This is a genomic window from Ramlibacter alkalitolerans, assembly GCF_016722765.1.
In the GTDB taxonomy this organism is placed as follows: Bacteria; Pseudomonadota; Gammaproteobacteria; order Burkholderiales; family Burkholderiaceae_C; genus Ramlibacter; species Ramlibacter alkalitolerans.
In genome coordinates this window covers 98,270-114,947 of the sequence record NZ_JAEQND010000014.1, presented here as the reverse complement: position 1 = coordinate 114,947, position 16,678 = coordinate 98,270, and the positions used below count along the sequence as shown (strand labels likewise).

General features: G+C 62.7%; 10 protein-coding genes. All 10 read right to left on the bottom strand.

The genetic code is table 11. The annotated features are described in order from the left end of the window. Window positions 1-30: 30 nt before the first annotated feature. The 10 genes from dpdG to JI746_RS22780 all read right to left on the bottom strand — a co-directional run bounded on the left by dpdG (window position 31) and on the right by JI746_RS22780 (window position 15,732). Entirely contained in the window at window positions 31-906 is an 876-nt protein-coding gene (dpdG, locus tag JI746_RS22825; RefSeq protein WP_201692591.1) for a protein DpdG, read from the bottom strand. 18 nt (window positions 907-924) lie between these two features. Further along, complete coding sequence (gene dpdF, locus JI746_RS22820) at window positions 925-3,369, bottom strand: protein DpdF (protein WP_201692590.1); 2,445 nt, start codon at window positions 3,367-3,369, stop codon at window positions 925-927. Then, complete coding sequence (locus JI746_RS22815) at window positions 3,366-6,584, bottom strand: SNF2-related protein (protein WP_201692589.1); 3,219 nt, start codon at window positions 6,582-6,584, stop codon at window positions 3,366-3,368. Before JI746_RS22815 ends, dpdF begins: the two co-directional genes overlap by 4 nt. Window positions 6,585-6,741: 157 nt before the next feature. Beyond that, a complete protein-coding gene (locus JI746_RS22810) occupies window positions 6,742-7,725 on the bottom strand; it encodes a helix-turn-helix transcriptional regulator (RefSeq protein WP_201692588.1) in 984 nt (327 codons plus the stop codon). A 290-nt stretch (window positions 7,726-8,015) separates the two neighbouring features. Continuing rightward, the gene (locus JI746_RS22805) at window positions 8,016-8,324 is read right to left on the bottom strand and encodes a hypothetical protein (protein WP_201692587.1); all 309 of its coding nucleotides are present in this window, start codon (window positions 8,322-8,324) and stop codon (window positions 8,016-8,018) included. A gap of 149 nt (window positions 8,325-8,473) precedes the next feature. Continuing rightward, window positions 8,474-9,364 (bottom strand): NYN domain-containing protein, encoded by an 891-nt coding sequence (locus tag JI746_RS22800; RefSeq protein WP_201692586.1) that lies wholly within the window; start codon window positions 9,362-9,364, stop codon window positions 8,474-8,476. 30 nt (window positions 9,365-9,394) lie between these two features. Then, window positions 9,395-10,711, bottom strand: a complete 1,317-nt coding sequence (locus JI746_RS22795) for a histidine phosphatase family protein (protein ID WP_201692585.1) — start codon at window positions 10,709-10,711, stop codon at window positions 9,395-9,397. Continuing rightward, the gene (locus JI746_RS28270; RefSeq protein WP_201692584.1) at window positions 10,708-12,372 is read right to left on the bottom strand and encodes a methyltransferase; all 1,665 of its coding nucleotides are present in this window, start codon (window positions 12,370-12,372) and stop codon (window positions 10,708-10,710) included. Before JI746_RS28270 ends, JI746_RS22795 begins: the two co-directional genes overlap by 4 nt. Further along, on the bottom strand, window positions 12,359-13,384 hold the full coding sequence (locus JI746_RS22785; protein WP_201692583.1) for a phytanoyl-CoA dioxygenase family protein: 1,026 nt from the start codon (window positions 13,382-13,384) through the stop codon (window positions 12,359-12,361). The genes JI746_RS28270 and JI746_RS22785 overlap by 14 nt, the downstream gene beginning before the upstream one ends. Then, window positions 13,381-15,732, bottom strand: coding sequence for a glycosyltransferase (locus JI746_RS22780; RefSeq protein ID WP_201692582.1), 2,352 nt, complete (start codon window positions 15,730-15,732; stop codon window positions 13,381-13,383). The genes JI746_RS22785 and JI746_RS22780 overlap by 4 nt, the downstream gene beginning before the upstream one ends. Between the last annotated feature and the right edge of the window lie 946 nt (window positions 15,733-16,678).

Here is a 16,678-nt window from a genome sequence, read left to right as displayed (position 1 = left end):
CTCCTGGCTTCGCGGGCTGTCTGTCTAGTCTCATGCCTTGGACCTCCGTCCAACCCGCTCGACCGCGTCGAAGCGGTTCGAGGCTTCACCGGTCACTTGGCTTTGTCCCGCCCTATCAAGGCTCCAGCCTTTACTGTCGGACGGGCAATGCAGCCGCAATACCCCCTCGTCGTGGAGCCTGCGAAGCGCGGTGGCGAGGGCCTGTGTGCACTGTCGCGCCGAAGCAGAAAACAATGCCTCGGTCACCTCGTTGAACAGCGCACCTCCATCTAACTCCGGGCAGGCACGGCCCATACGATCCATAAATTCCTGGGCATCGAGCTTTCGCTCGTCTTCCCAGATTACGGGAAGGGCGCGACGTAGCCGCTCGGTAGGGTCCGCATTGAACGCACCAGAAGGGTCCACCCAACCCATGCCAACATATGGATACCAACGCATCAACGCCCGATGTTTTTCCAGGTTCATCGGATTGCCTTTGTCGACGCTGGAGGGCAGGTCCACCATGAATTTGTTGGCGAACGCTTCAACCGCGGCCTGGCCACCGTTGAAGTCGTCCTCCTGCGCGATCATGTAAGCATAGAAACGCCCCGCCCATTTCTCCACGTTGGCATTGGCGAGTGCGATGCAATCAAAGGCGGCCAGAATGGCTGGCTTGGCCCTATGCTCACCTCGAAATGAATAGGTCAGACGGATGTCCTGGTTCTCGTCGGCCTTCACCAACTCGAGTTCTCTTGCCGCGGCTAAGTGGTTGTCTACTTGCGCACTGTTGGGCTTTACGCCCGGTAGCCCCTCAGGTTGGATCAAGTGGCGGAGGGCCTCGGCGCTGCACTTGCGCTGACGCATTGCATGAACCACGTCCAGCAATACTTCAAGCTGAGCCGGGATCGTTGGGTTGTCTGTGAACATGGTCTGTCGGATGAACGCCTAAGTGCAAACATCGCTACGGTTAAGCCACTGACTCAGTCCATCCACACCCGGATACGCCAGCGCGCCGTACTCGTGCAGGAAGGGCCAACGCCCCGGAATGTGTTCAATTGTGCCCCCCAACAGCCAATGCGCAACCCAGCGGCCTCTTCGGTTGTAGATGCCTGCACCCTCATCGATGGTGCCTACGTGAAGGACGACCACTGCTTCGTGTGGCCGAACATGCGGTGTGGGTTTCTGCCCCAATTCGTCGATCCGATACGGACGTGCGCCGTCATCGGCATGCTCGAGTAGCGCCTCGAGCGCTGGGCGATTTACGGATCCCATCAAGAAACGGTCGACCCGGTGGCTCTGTAGAACCTGGCGGAGCGCTCGCACCAGTTCAGATCGTGAATTAGGGTCGCTTAGCGCAGGAGCCTGGACCACCTGTACTGCCGGGCTCGTGACAGTGAGTTCCTCATCGAGTTCGAGCGATCCCATCCCCGCGGGACGCTCACGATGGCTTCGGCACAAAGCACAAGATCCGCAACTCCGTGAAGTTTCCGGCCCGTAGTGCGTCCTGAGTTCGCGGCATACCGCCCGTTCCCTGTGGAAATATCGGACCAGCGCGTCCACAGATCGCTGAATGGACAAGATCTCACGTGCGCGCATTTCTGTAAGCATCTCCGACAGCCCACTCTCCATCTGCAGTGTTGAGGTAAAGGGACGGACCACGGCCCACTTGACCGAATCAGCGTCCTCCTGCCGGCGCTCCCACCCGAGGGATTCGATGCGGATAAGGCCAGCACGATCCATCATCAGCAGAAGTCGCTTGTTCCAGCGCTCGTTCTCACTGAAGCTTTGTCTGCCGAATCGATGTTCCGGTTGGACATCTGTCCTGATTCGAAATTTGACCGTCGACCTGTCATCCGCATCGGCCACGGTCTCACGGGAATGCCACATCGCGCGCCATCGGCCGTTTACCTTCTCGGCATCCTTGAGCAGCGTTGGGCCCATTGTGCGTGCGATGCGTTCGTCGCGGCGCTTGGGTACTAATAACGAGACGCAGGGCTCTCCGTCGCGCCCCCCCCGTCCGACCTCTTGATAGAAGCGGTCGATGCCTTCAGGAAAGCATGCGTGCACCACCGCTTTGACGTCGGGCTTGTCCACCCCCATGCCGAATGCGGAGGTGGCCACGACGAGGTCGAGTTCGTCGTTCCGCCAAGCCTTCATAATGGCTTGGCGTTCGGGACCACGTGTGTCACCGTGAAAAACGCGGAAGCGGACGAAGCCGGCGCTGCGGAAGTGCTCACCCCACTCGCGCGCGCTATCGATTTCGGTGACGTAGAGGATGGCAGGCCGGGGAAGGCGGCGCAACGCCTCGCTCACCCGCTGTACCTGCTCTTCAGGGTGGACCCAGTCTGGCACGGCGAAGTAGTGAATCTCGGGCCGCAGGCGCTGGACGATGTGCGCTTCCCAGGCCACGTCGCCTCCGGCGAACATGTCCCGAAGCATCGGAGGGGTCGAGGGCGAGAAGGTAGCCGACAATAGCAACACCCTGACACCCGACGGGGCCAGGGCCCGCCATTCGCGCAACACAGCGCCGAGCAACTGAAACTCGACTCGAAAGTCGGCCCCCCATGACTCGATAAGATGAGCCTCGTCGACCACGAGACGACGCAGGAAACCATCCTGCGCGTGACTTCGCAGAGGGCCTGCCAACCGGCCGGCGACGATGGCTTCCGGAGAGGTTATAAGCAGCCGGCAGCGTCTCGACTGCACGGCCTCGAGCACGGCCTGCGCATCCTGGTCCGACGTGTAGAACATCGGCTCATAGGCTTGTGCGAAGGGAAGTTCGCGAACGGCAGCGAGTTGGTCGATGCCCAACGCAATCGTTGGTACCACCAACACGGTCAGGCCGGTCTCGAAAGCCGCACAGCATTGGTAGACCAGGCTCTTGCCGGAGCCTGTCGGCAAGCCAACTAGAAGCGTCGAGTTCACAGGTGCGTTCAAGGCCTGCCACGTAGCTTCCCGCTGCGCATGAGACTTCCAAGCGCTTTTGCCGAGCAGATGGCGCAGCCAGGGCTCCCCCGCCACAGGCGGAGCCGCATCGGCCGCCTCCGCACGAGGTCTATCCAGGGCCTGGTCGCCCAATTCGGCTACCCAGTCGGGCCGGTAAGGCTCGGCAACTAAGGTGCCATCGAACTCCTGGCGCACATCGACGTCACGGAGAAGCGCCTCCGTCGTTCCATTGAGTCGCTTTACCAACACCCGCTCGCTATCCGGCAATCGGCGCAGACACTGGCGCACGAGCACGGCCCAATCGGGGCCGCTGGCACCGGCGCGCATGGCAGCAACGAGCCGCCGGATGGCATGGCCCCCCGGACCTGCGAAATCGCTTGCGGCGTACCAGGCCGGTACTTGACCGAACTGGAGAAGGTGTCCAAGGATATGAGAAACGATCATGGCTGCGGCAGTGGATCGACCTTTAATAGGCAGAGCACATCCGATTCAAGTACCGCGCGCTGAATCGCGTCCAGTGTCGCGGATACAGCTTGTGCATATTCGTCCCCTTCGTCCAATCGCGTCCGGGCCACGGCCTTGGCCTCTGTCAACAATTGCTCGCAGAAGGACGCATCCGCTTCCCCGTACCTCGCCTTGTAGGCCTCCAAGGCCTTCGCTGCTGCACGCGCCATCAAGGCGTTTAAGGTGGCAGACCATGAACGTTGCACAGGGCTTACCAGTTCAATCACTTGGTCGCGCGCCATGTCATGGGTAACAGCCTCCTCACTGCTTAGTTCCGCCGCAAGCCTGCTGGCAATCGCAGCATCAAACTCTTCCCCGGTCTCCAAATCTACCGCCCCCCAGACGACCCGACCACGCACTAAGCGCAAGGCCCGTTCGGTGAGGCTCTCAGTTCCCTCTGACGTGAACCGCACCACCCTCCATGCTGAAAGCAGGATCAATCCAGGTGTCACCGTGTCGGTTTCGATGCGGACCATCAGCGAGCGTCCTCGAATGTGCTGCCTGATCGCTACAGCTAACGCGTCAACCACAGGGTGGCCGATTCCGAAGAAGTCCAAATCGGGCCTGTCTCGCGCGACTGAACGCGAGAACGTGCCATGGCAATCTTTTAGGGGAATCTCGCCCTGTCGTTCCAGTCCGACCAGCTTGTAGTCCGTAACCTCCTCCGGCCTCAGACGCCAGATCCTGAGGTTTGGGTCCTTGTCATCCGTCACCCGCCTGGCCGCATCTCCACGGCCGATTGCACGCAGGTATGAGGGAACCGACTTCTCGAGCATCTCGTCAGCCCGACTCTCGGTGGCCCGCAGGTAGAGACTCGTGCGGCGGAACGAAGCCGCATCGGTCAAGGCTTCGGCGTCGTCGGTGGCACGTTCCCGTTCACTCGCCTCTCTGATACCCGGGATCATGTCGGCCAGTGCCGCAGGCCCTCCCTCGACCGCGGTCTTCACGGCAAGTCGTTCCGTGGCATGAAGCATGAATTCCAGCCCGCTGATCGAGCGTGTGAACACGCCGAAGCCCTGGTCTAGGCAGTGCAGCCATGCCTCTTCGAGGCCCCCGGCGGGGCAGATCACGAACGAGCGGACGGGCCGATCGCGCCCGATCCGGTCCAATCTTCCGATGCGCTGCTCCATCGCCGAAACCGACCAAGGAAGATCGAAGTGCACAAGCACGTCCGCGAACTGGAAGTTCCGACCTTCGCCGCCGGACTCATCGGACACTAGAATGCAGCACTGCGCGTCGCGCTTAAAGCGGGCGACCTGCTTTTCCTTCTCGTCGTCATGCAGGTCATGCCGGAATGACGCAACGGCCTCGTTGCCGAAGTCCGCAGTCAACGACTCGGCCACGTACTCGGCGGCGCCAAATGTTCCAGCGAATACGAGCAGCTTGCGGGATCCCTCGGCTAAGAGTCGCCTCAGGCAGGCCTTCAAGGCCATGATTCGGGCCTGCTCCGGCACTTCGATGGCGGCACGCAGCAGGCTCACCCAGCGAGTCAGCCGGGACGGGTCGAGTTCGGGCGCGAAGACATCGGCGCAGCCTCCAAGCACCGCATCCTGTTCGTCGTAGTCGAAGGCTGCATTGGCATCGAAGATCCGCATGTCCACCTTGGTCCCGCCGTCACCCGCAACCAAAGCGTTCGCGATCTCGTAGAGACCGACCGGATCGCACAGTGACTGTGCGACCTTCCGGAACAGGACTTGAAGCGCATCTAAACTTGAACTGCTGGCCAGGGAGGACAACAGGTCGAGCGCCTCGGCTGCGATCCGGGCCTCGAGCGCGGACGGCTCGTAGATCTCGGTGATGAGTGCGCGGGGGACTCCGTGCAGCAATTCAGCGTCGACCAGGCGAGCACGGCGATTCTTGAGAATCCGTCGGCTTATGCGGTAGCGCGAGACCACCTCGTCGACCAGCTGTCGATAGCAAAGCAGTCTGCCCGCGGTTTCTTGAGTCGCCTGCGCTAATCGCTCCAAGTTGCGCAGATCCGCATCCTCCCGAAGCACGTCAATGGACAACAGTCGATGCACGTCGTTCTGGAGTTGTTCGTGATCAACATCCTCAGAGTCGTCAAGCTGACGAGAGACTATCCGAAGCCTCCGACCAATCGTGGACTGTGCTGCATACAGTGTCGAGAATTGGTCCACTACTGGACTGCCCTCGCAGTAGCGTTCCGGTTCGATCATCCGTAGCAACCGCATCAGTTCTGTATCGCGCTCGCGTGCCGGAACGGCACTTAGCAACAGCAGACGCGGGGCAGCGCTGGCTAATTGCTCGACCAACCCGTAATGGCCATCGTTCCACAGCAATTGGTGGGCCTCATCCACAATCACCATGTCCCACTGCGTGCCAAGTATCCGGGCACGGTAATCCCGAGCGGCCACCTTCAATGAAGAGATCACCAGTGGCCAGGCTTTGAGGGAGACCTTCGACGAGTCGTGCAGATCAAGTAGGCGGAAGGCGCGCCCGCCGAAGGACAAATGCATTTCGCACAACCACTGGCGCGACAGCGGGCCAGGGCATAGGACGAGAACCCGCGCATCGGGATTCTCGCTGAGCAGTTGGTGCGCGATGGCGCCGGCTTCGATGGTTTTGCCCAGACCGACTTCGTCCGCGAGTATGTAGCGCCAGAGCGGATCGTCTATGACGGTGCCGATCACAAAGGCTTGGTGCGGTAGCAGCGCGACACGGCTGGCAGCGAGCGCGCTAATGTTTGCCGACTCCCGATCAACCTGTTGAAAAGCCGCCAACAGGCCCTCCCTTGCGCGGAAGTTCGGCAGCGAGTCGCCTTGGAGGCTGGTGAGGCGGGTCAGCGGAGTCTCGGCGAGGCTACCGGGAATCGGCCACAGCTCTCGCTCGGTCAGCCTGGCCGTCTCGCCCGCATCGCCGTCAAAGAGCACGAGGTACTCGTGCACCCCATGAGCGCTGGAAGGCTGGAACGGAACCTCAATGATCGTGCAGAGGCCCCGATCAGGTACACGGCATTTCAACCCTGCAGGCATTGGCGTCCATCTAAAGTCTTTCTGCGCCGCGACAACCTGGACACCATACCAAGCGTCCCGATTCGTTCCAATGAACTTCACACGGACGCTATTTCCCGTGTGCGCGGTGATCTTGCAGTAGCCAAAGTCGCGGTTGACCAGCACCAGCCCATCAAGATCCAAGCTCACCTCCTCCTACCGTGCCGATCGGCGTTGCAGCAAATGACCGAGAACAAGCCAAGAGCGGCCTTATTTCCGAACGCTACGCTCCGTTGACCAGCCCTGCAAAGCACCGAGACTGGGATTTCTCTGACGACGGCCAGACCCAGGTTGAACAACATCAAACTCTTCCTTTTTCCGCGTTGACGTAGCGACCCGCCGCCGCCAGCAGGGCGAGCTGTGTCTTGGCTCGCAGTTCGGGCGGAGACAACGCCTGAACATCGGAGCCAAACCGGAGGATGTCCCCGAGCAACTCCCGATCGTCCGAATAGGGAATGGACAGCACATAGCTACCATCGGGTTCATCGCGGCCTTCCTGCTCCGGATGCCACTGCTCCCTTCGCACCCACCGCGCCCGCTCAGGGGTAAACTTCAAGACGGCTATTTGCTTCGGGGCACCATTGAAAATGCCGTAGCCCCCGCCAAAGGTTTGGTCCAGCGTCTTCTCGCTCACCTCCTTCGCCTGCGTGTTGAGCACGTCGGCCTCAGTGAGTGCATCGATTGCGAAGGCACGGAGGTCCTCGCGCAGGTGACACCATGCGTCCACGTACCAGTTGTCCCGATAGTGCACCAGCCGCTGGGGCGAGATCTCGCGGCGCACGCGTTCGCCCGTCTGGCGGTTAAAGTGCGTGACCAATAGTCGCTTGCGCGCCATGGTGGCCGCGGCAACGGCTTCGAAGGCTTCGATCTTCAGACTGCGCTTGCCCGCATGAACAAGCCGGATTCGCTTGGCGACTTGGGCGCCCTCCAGACCATGCTTCGCCATGATGTCCGTCAGGCGGTCCTGTAATGGACGAAGCTTTGGGCCAAGCAGGCCGGGCGCCAAGCGCGTGAGAAGTTGCTGGATCGTGACCAGCGCCAGGATTTCGTGGTCGCTGAACCACAGCCCGGGGAGTTCGCTGTCGGTATGGCCGCCATCCAGGAAGTAGCCGCCGCGGTCGCGGTCGAAGACGACCGGCAGACGGAACTGGTCCCGCAACTTCGCGATATCGCGTTTAAGCGTCGCGCGCGAGATCTCCAGTTTCGCCATGAGATCTTCGGTGGATAACGCGCGGCGGCCGCCAAGCAGAGCTTTGTACCGATACAGCCTGAGTACTTCGCTCATGGCCCATCCCTCCGGGGTAAATGGTTGCACGGAATTGGGGCGAGCGCCACAACTTCTTACAAGCCAGGGCCGGTCTGTGGCCGCTGGGAAACGGGTCTCCTTCATTTGGAGGAGAGCGAGCGCGATGCGGCGCACAGAGAACGCGGCGATCAGGGATTCCGTTTCGACCCTGTCCTTCCGCCGGCGTGCGCCGCAGCCACCGCGGGATTTCCCGGTTCTCAGCTTCGGAGACTTCGTACGGCGCTGCATGCGCGAGCTCGCGTAGCGCGCTTCCTTAACCAGCAAACCGGTTAATGGAAGCGGCGGTGCGTACGGTGTGCGGTGGTGACGATGGCGTCGTCGATCGAGAGGACCGCATACACCCTGAAGTAGCGTTCGGCGTCAGCGTACTCCTTGCGCGAGAGCACGCCCTGCAGCTTGCGCCGGGTGTCCTTGCAGACGCTCAGGACCAGCGCGCCGTGACCATCGTGGCGCGCCCGACCGTGTTGCACAAGCAGTTCCAGGAACCAGGCGGGGATGCCACGCTGCTGCATTCGCGCGGTGGCATGACGGGTGACGGACAGTACGGTCGGGCGGGCGGCGGAAGCAAGGGCGGGCATGGTAGTCTCCTTTCGTCAGGAGACGTACTGTGATAAACCCGAGGCTCACCCCCTGAGCCCGTGGTTCTGGTCTTTTGTACAGGCGAGCTGCGGCACAAGCTGCTGCCGGCGGGCTTACGCCGTGAGCCTCGCGTCAGATAAGACGCGGGTCACCGCAGGCGGACTTGCTGGTCGTACTCGCCCTTGCGCACCTCAACAAGCTCGTCCAGTTCCTTCAGCATCCCGGAGAAGCTTGTGTACCCGTGATCGGTGACGTCAAACGTCGGGTCGAGACGCTTGACCATCGGCAAGATCGTCGCCTTATTGATCCAGGGATCCCCGTGCTTCTCCGAAAGCAGGCGGAGCGCGCGGCGGATCAGGTCCACATGCCCCTCAGGCGTCGGTGACGACGATTCGACGGCCTCCCCCTCGGCGGCCGGTAACTCGGGATTTCCCAATACAGGCACGTCCGCGACCGCGGAATCGATCGCCGGCTGTTCCGCCGGCAATGCCGGTGGCGCCGCCTCTGCCCTGACTTCCACCAGATTCTCGTAATACCGAAACTCATGGCAGCTCTTGGCCCAGTGCCGGTTCGTCGCCTTCCGCGTTCCGACGCCGATTAGTGTTCGTCCGGCCGCCTTGATCTTCTGCGAGACGGGCATGAAGTCGCTGTCGCCGCCGACGATGATGACCGTGCCAATGTGGGCGAATCTGCCAATGTCCTCCGTCGCGTCGAGGCACAGCTTGATGTCGGCGCCATTCTTTGCGGCACCGCCAGGCGGGAACAGTTGAACGAGTTCGACGGCGTTCTGCAACAACGCGTCCCGGTACCGGCCATAGAACTGCCAGTTGCAGTACGCGCGGTTAATGGCGATAGGCCCGAAGGACGCCGCGAGATCAACCACGGCTTGCACGTTCACAAGCGGATCCTGGGGCCGAAAGCGGGCGTCCGGATTGCGATATGAACCCGGCTCCCTCTCTTCGCAAAGACCTGCATGGATATTTTCGAAATCCCAGTACAGGGCAACAGTGCGGCCTTCAGCCGCGTCGACGTTGAACATGATGCGCACTCCTGCGGAGATGGTAGCCACTCACGGGAATCGAGAGGCAACCTCCTCGGCGACGCCGAAGCCTCCGGCGGTGCAGCGCCCAAAGCGCTCCGCCATTCCGGCCCGCATCTCGTTTGGCTGCGCCTCAAACACTCGCCAGACTTCGGCTTCCTCCTCGGGCCGCACAGAAAATCCCAATTCGCGCGCATAGCGACGCATGCGCTCAAGTGTCACGAGCGCATACTTCCAATTCACCAGGGGCTTCAACAGCAGCACCTCTCTCCTACGCAGCGACTCAATTGCCAGCGGATGGATGCAAGCAGACCATTCGCCGTCAGGATGATGCTCGACCCCGATGGCCGAGAGCCCCAAATCAAACCTCTCGATCCGTTCGGTCAGAGTTGTCGCCTCGACTTTGTGCGGCACCTCGATCAGCCGTCCGGCGAGCTCGAAGGCGTCCGCGAACGGTCGAAAGCTCGATGGGCGAGCTCCTCGAGCTAGCAGTGCGTCGATGAGAAGCCCTCGATCGCGCTGGGACGCGGCCCAGAAGTCGAGGTCTCGAGGCGCAGCCCCTGTGAGCAGCGTCTTGAACGCGCCTCCTGCAAGGAAGAACCGAGCACCCGAATCCAGCCCGACGGTCGACGCAATCTCTCGACGGGCGAATTCGACAACCTCCCAGTGGTCGAGACCGCAAAGGGGGAGGCTGCGCCGCCTCTGGCGCTCGCGATAGGCGGCGTTGACGCCGCTGTCGTCTTTCCAGAAGAACGCGCCCTCAAGGTACAAGGGCCAGTCTCCGCGTTCCAGTGGGTGCCCGAGAAGGCGCGCCGCAGTGGCCGTGACAAGCGAATCATGGGTGACGAAGACATGAATGCCTGGCCGGTCGGCCGCGACGGCAAACATGTGCTGGACCAGGAGGCGCGCGGCTTCGTCAGGCCTGGCCATTCCAGGTAGGGCCTCCGTTTCGCTGACGAGGTGACGCATCACGCCTTCGTGACCGAGTCCGTGCCACTGAGACCAAGCTCGCCTGCCATCGATGACAAAGATGCCCGGATCGCCAAGGTGCCGATCGGGGACCACAGCCAGGTCTGCGCATGCGCCTTCGGCAAGGGCCTCCCCGGTCTGAACGCAGCGGACGAGCGGACTTGCGTGCAACGTTTGGAGTCGGCCCCGCAGGCGCTCGCCAAGCTCCATGGCAAGTCGGCGGCCCGCTTCGTTGATCGGAAGGTGGTAGCCCGCGTCTCCTGGCGCCAGGTAGTCACGGACGGAATGCCGGAGGAGGACGACGACAGCGCGGTCTGCTGGCACGCATGCAAGATGATTGATCAGCGAGTCAGGAATCCGCCATTGAACTTCATTCATGACGCCACTCCCACCACCACGGACGGCAGAGCCGCGACGGTCCGCACACCGTCAAGCCGGAACCCAGTCGCGGCCAGCAGGCGGCTGAAATCGTCCTCCGATCGCTCCCGGCCTCCAGTGACGGTCAACAGATGGAGATCGCACAGGGCACCGGCGACGCCGCCCTCGGACATGAGCATTTCGATGACGTAGACACGCCCGCCGGGGGGCAACGCGGCCCGGGCACGAGCCAGGATCCGGCACGCTGCCGCATCGTCCCAGTCGTGGAGCACCCGGGAAAGCAATACGACGTCCGCATTGATGCCCCAAGCCTCGAAGAGATCCGCACTGCGCCACTGCAGCCTTGGGTAAGTTGCCTCGGCCAGCGCCACCACTTCGGGGCGTTCGAGGACTGTCACCTGAGCCCGTGGGTAGGCATCGAGGAGGAACCTTCCGAGGGCACCAAGCCCGCCACCGGCGTCGATCACCCGCTCGTCACCACGTAAGTCGAAGGCACGACATACTTCGGCGTAATCGTGGCGTGCATAGCTGCGCAGCATGCGGTGGTGGCCGATGTGGCGGCCCTCGTCGCGCGCGACTTCCCCGAAGACATCTGGAGCCGTCCAGGCGGAGTTCCGACGCAGGGCATCGGGCAGCCGCGTCCAGGCGCTGGACAAAGGGCCGGCGTACTCGAGCGCCGCATCCGCGAGACTGAGGGGATGATCGCAGCGCAGGAAGCTGCCGCGGGGCGTGAGCCTCCACTGGCCGGCCTTATTGAGCGCCAAACCCAATTCGCCGAGTGCCCGCAGCAGGCGGCGAGCCCCGTCGTGATGAAGATCGCGTCGATTCGCGACCTCTTCCTCAGTCGCCGGAAGCTCCTCGATTACACCAAGCCCGACCGCAGCGCCGATTGTCTGCGTCTTCCAGTAGCCCACCATGTCTGCCGAGAGAGCGGCAAACTCCGACCGTCGGGGGGGGCACAGTTCGATCACGGCCTCTCCTGCCTCGTCGATGACCTCGAGCGCCCCGTCGGCGCGCTCGACACGAGCGTGGCCGTTGTAGAAAGGCTCGAGCGATGCGAAGCGACGCGAGTAGATCGGTCGGCCACGAAGGTCGATGTGAGTCCAACCGCCCTCGTCCCGCGCTCTCGCGAAGCCCTTGTGAAACACGTCGAGGTCGACGAACCAACGCCCGTGAATGAGCTTTCCGTCACGGTCAATGTGTGTCGAGCGCCCGTCTGCCGCCTGCACGACGGCGATGCCGTCACGGTAGTCGCCGACGTAGCGCCATCGCTCCGCATACGCGGCGCTGCCGTCGGTGCAGATGTGGTGATACGCCCCATTGTGAGCGCGCACGCTGCAGCGGCCTTCCTGGAAGTTGCCGCACCACGCGTATCGCTCGAGGTAGGCGTCGTTTCCGGCGACCGTGATGTGGTGCCAGCCATCTGACGCCACAACCGCAGCAAGGTGCTGATAGTAGCCAAAGGTGCGGACGAAGCGCCGCTCGTACGCGGCCAAGCCGTCGCTCCGGACGTGCCAGGCTTTATCCCCCCGTTGAACGGCGGCGAGCCCTGGCGGGTGGAACTTCAGCACCGCGTCGAAGCGCTCGGCGAAGGCTGGTACCCCCTCCACCGTCAGATGGTGGGTGCCGTCCGGGCTGATGCTCAGGTCATGCCAGTTCACGGCTGCCCTCCACTACGCCAAGCCGAACGAGTTCAGGAACCGCGTGATCTCGGACCGCGCGCCACACGCCGGGGGCGCAACGCCCCCCGTGCCGCTCCTCAAGCGAGAGCGCGAGTCTCAGGTCCTCAAGGCTTCGCTTCGCTGGCGCACTGAGTCTCTCCACGACGTGGTGGTGGTGCTGGAACAACTCGGTGACGGTTGCATAAGTGCCGCCCCGTGCGGATTCAACTGCCAGCCGGCCGCACGCAGCCCTGACGAGGCCACATAGCAACGCACCCGATGTGTCCATCCCGAAGGAAACGGGCCGGATGGTGGGATTCGGGAGAGACACGGCGCGTTCCCAGCCGCTCTTGGAGGCCCAGCGAATTGACAGCGCCAGTCGTCGGCCGGGTTCCCGGAAGGCGCTTGATGCGTGCCACGCACATGCGTCGAAAACGACCATGTCGGCTCGCTCCACTGCTGCCACGAATTGCGCGTCCCGCCACGTCGGCGTCGTCGAGTGATCGACGAATTCTTGGCAGAGGAAGTCCTGACGCTCGACGATCGGCAGGGGCGGGAAGGCCCTGCCAAACGTCAAGGCACCGGAGCCGGGGCCGCACGCGTCCAGAGCCAACCAGGTCGTGTACGCGTATCGCGCATCAACCGGCCGGTTCCACTTGTACGCGATGTCCTGGTGGGCATGGGTGGGTTCCGCTCGCAAGTGCGACGCTACGAACAATGTGGCATCCACGTGCTCGCCGATGTCCGTCCAGGGTTTGCCCTGCTCCAGCAGGAGCGACCGGATTCGTGGCGCAGCGATTGAGAGCATCCGAGCGACGAAGTTGGCCTTCATGCTCCAGGCGGACGTCACGCGCTCAATGTCTTCCTCGCGCATCTTGGCTTGTGCGGCGACTTCGGCCATCGACCGGCCGAACAGGTCGCGCATGGCCTCGATCGCGCTCTGTGACAGTCCCGACGGGAGGACGACTGCATGGGCGGCCTCTGCACTGGGTCCTCTTCGGGGCGCAATCATGTCTTGCTCCCTTCCGGCTTCCTCATGTTGCAGCCAACGCAGAGCCGGCGATTGCGATACGTCGACGTGAGCTCGCGGTAGGAATCGCCGTTCCAGATCTCCATGAAGCTCGCACTGTCGAGATTACCGAATTCACCCAGTGTGCGACGTTGAGCGTCTGGCGCGCAGCAGGGGTCGAATCGACCCACGGCACTGACCCACGCCTCCTGTCCGAGGAACGGGCATGGACCGCCAGGGGCCAGATCCTCCTTCGCGGCGGCATCGAGCAGGAAGATGTTTTCCAGCAGGACGTATTTGCCATTCGGGAGCGTTTGCTCGCGGGCGGCCTCCCGGGCAGCGAGCACTGCGCGATTCCATCGTTCGATGGCTTCAGGGCTTCGCCGCATCGACTGATCCTGGATCTCTGTGAAGTGCGCCCAAAGGTGGTGGCCCTTTATTCGGTCGACGCCGAGGCGCAAGGCGAGTCGCACGATATCGGCCAGTTCGTCGACGTTGGACTCCAGGAATGTCAACTGGAAGGTGACGCGGCAGCGGTTGCCGCCGGTTGCCGCATGCGCATCCCTCACCGCAATGAAGTCACGGACGTTCTTGACCACCTTCTCCCACCTGGCGCCCAGCATGATGGCCTCGTGGGTGGCCTTCGTCGCCCCATTCCAGGAGATCTTCACGTCCGAGGTTACGGGGACGATGCGCTCGGCCCAGGCAGTTGCACCGCGCCGCGGGAACGTGCCGTTGGTGGTCAGATTCAGCTTGACCTTGTAGCGCCGGCAGAGCTCAAGAATGTCGTCGAAGTGTTCGTACAGCAGCGGCTCGCCCATGGTGGACGGAATGATCTCCCGCAGGCCGTGCGGCGCCGCGTCAGCGACCACGCGTTCGATCATCTCGAAGGGCATCAGCCGACGGGGCCGGCCCTCCTCCTTTCGCCGGATCTGAAGGATGCTGTGCGGTGAATGCTCCTCGCACATGACGCAGCGCAGGTTGCAGGTGTCGGGATTGGTGTCGAACGTAATACGCCAGGGGCCTGCCGAACGCGTAACTCGAGCGGATGCTTGGCGGCTGAGGACATCGGCATAGAGCCTCTCGACAGCGATCACATGGTCTTGAATCGACGGAATCTCGCCCGTTGTGCTGTACAAGTAACCCCGCTGGCCGAGGCGAACGGTGAGTTCCGGCGAGTCGGCCAAGCGCTGCATCTGGTCCGCCATGGACGCGACGCAGCGGTGCTCGTAAAGCAGCCCGTTGATTTCGTGATGCACATATTCCGCCATTCCGCCGGCGGCGGCCGTGATCACGGGAACGCGCGCCTGCTGCGCTTCATGAATTACGAGGGGCGAGTTCTCCACCCAAACCGACGGGACGACGATGGCGTCACAGCGATCGAAGACGTCCCGAACGATCTCCTGGTTCCTGTACTCGGGAAGCCACTCGATGCGGCTCGCTACGCCTGCAGGCAGCGAGGCGGCCATCTCCTTGAGCGCGTCGGTGTCCTGTCCGCGCGGCCGACCCCAGATTCGCAGGCGCGCGTCACCTTTGGTCTTGCCGAAAGCCTGTATCAGATCGTGGATTCCCTTCGCCGGGATATGCGTGCCGATGTACCCGAACGTGAACCGCTCCCCCGGCACTCGACTCCTACCCGCCATTCGTTCTCGTGCAAAGCCGTAGTCGAGGTGGACGAGCTTGCTCTCTGGAATGTTGAATTCATCTCGGAATCGGTCGTGGAGGTACCGGGAAGGCGCGATGAACAGGTCGACAAACTCGGTCACCTCGCGCACGTGTCGCATTCGGCGGCCCACCCAGTCCGCCCAGTACGTGACATCCGTCTCCAGTTCGCCGGACGCTCCGCTGAAGTAGCGCGCGTAACAGCGTTCGGCGCATTTGCGGTCTGCTTGGCTATCGCAGACAGCCCAGAGGTCATTCGGATCCTCCGGAAACATCTGCATGAATTGCCCACGCGGGCACATCAGCCAGTAGTCGTGCAGGGTGAAAAGGATAGGAATCTCGCGCACCGCCGCTTCCCGCAGCATCGACGTCGACAGGTGATTGAGGTGGCCGACGTGGACGACGTCCGGATTAACTCTGTCGAGGACCTCTGCGAAGCGCTGATCGATGCCTGTGGCACGGTACCGATCCTTCAGGCGTGGGTTGTTCACGATATGCACGGTGACGCGGGCATCGTCTGGGTCGCGCTCGAGCCGCAGCCGAAAGTCGGGCGCGAATGCGTCCTCCTCACGCGTGAACACGTGCACGTCGTGGCGCTCGGCGAGCGCGTGGCAAAGCGTCTGGCTGTAAACCTCGGAGCCGGCGTTGTAGCGCATGGGGTAGCCGTGGATGACTTTGAGGATCTTCATGGCGCGATCTCCTGGATTGCAGTTGCGCTGTGTGCGTTGCGGGACGCCTGTCCAACGACGCCGCGTTGGGCGCATTTCGACGCAGCGGAGCTGACGCACTTGGCCGTGAGTTCTCGCACGAGGCCGGATGCCCCCGTGGTCGGCGTTCGCTGGTCATGGATTTCGTCCAGGAACACCCAGCCCCTCGGCTGCTACCCGCGGCGGGTGTCGGTCGAGTCAGCCGAAGAACGCCGGTGGCCGGTTGCAGGAAGTGGACTGCTTGCGCGTCTTCCCCGACGGGGCGGAATGGGCGCTGACGTCCGGAACTACCTGCGGAACCTGGCTAGTCACGGCGAACGTGCTCTCACGCGCTCGGCGCTGGGCCTCCGCAGGGCTTTTGCCCCTCGACAGGTAGTAGGCGGGATGGAGGGGATTGAGCTGGTTTGCGCGGTTGTCCCGCGCGCTCTTCGAGTTGGTCGTCAAGATGATTCGCTCCTGGTTCACTTGCCATCTCGGACCGTCATCCCCTCCGTGGGTCTCGGAGGTCGCATGGAGCGTGCGTGCGCGCGAGCGCAGATGGAGTCTTAGGTGGCGGTTGGGTCGGTGCCGTTGCCCGAGTACTTCCGCGCCGTCGGCTTGCGCCAACGTCTCTCCGGACCCGAATCGGAAAGCGAGGGGAGTAATCGAACGGCGACAGGCTACCAAGCCCTCGCCGACGCGTCAACTCCGCCTCGCATGCACACCTGAAGTGCATCGCTGGCGACCCGCGAAGCTTCTTTGAAAACCGCGCTGAGCTAGCACGCGCCTCCGACACTTGTTAGCTCCCCCCGAGCCTGGAAGCCTTCACGGACGCCCGCTAGGGTTCGTACTTGGTTGGGGATCGCACCGTCGGCGGGTTCGGTAGGCGCTGTTCGCAGCTGGAATTTACGGTCGAGGCGGTCAAGTTGATCCGTTCCGAAAGAGCGCG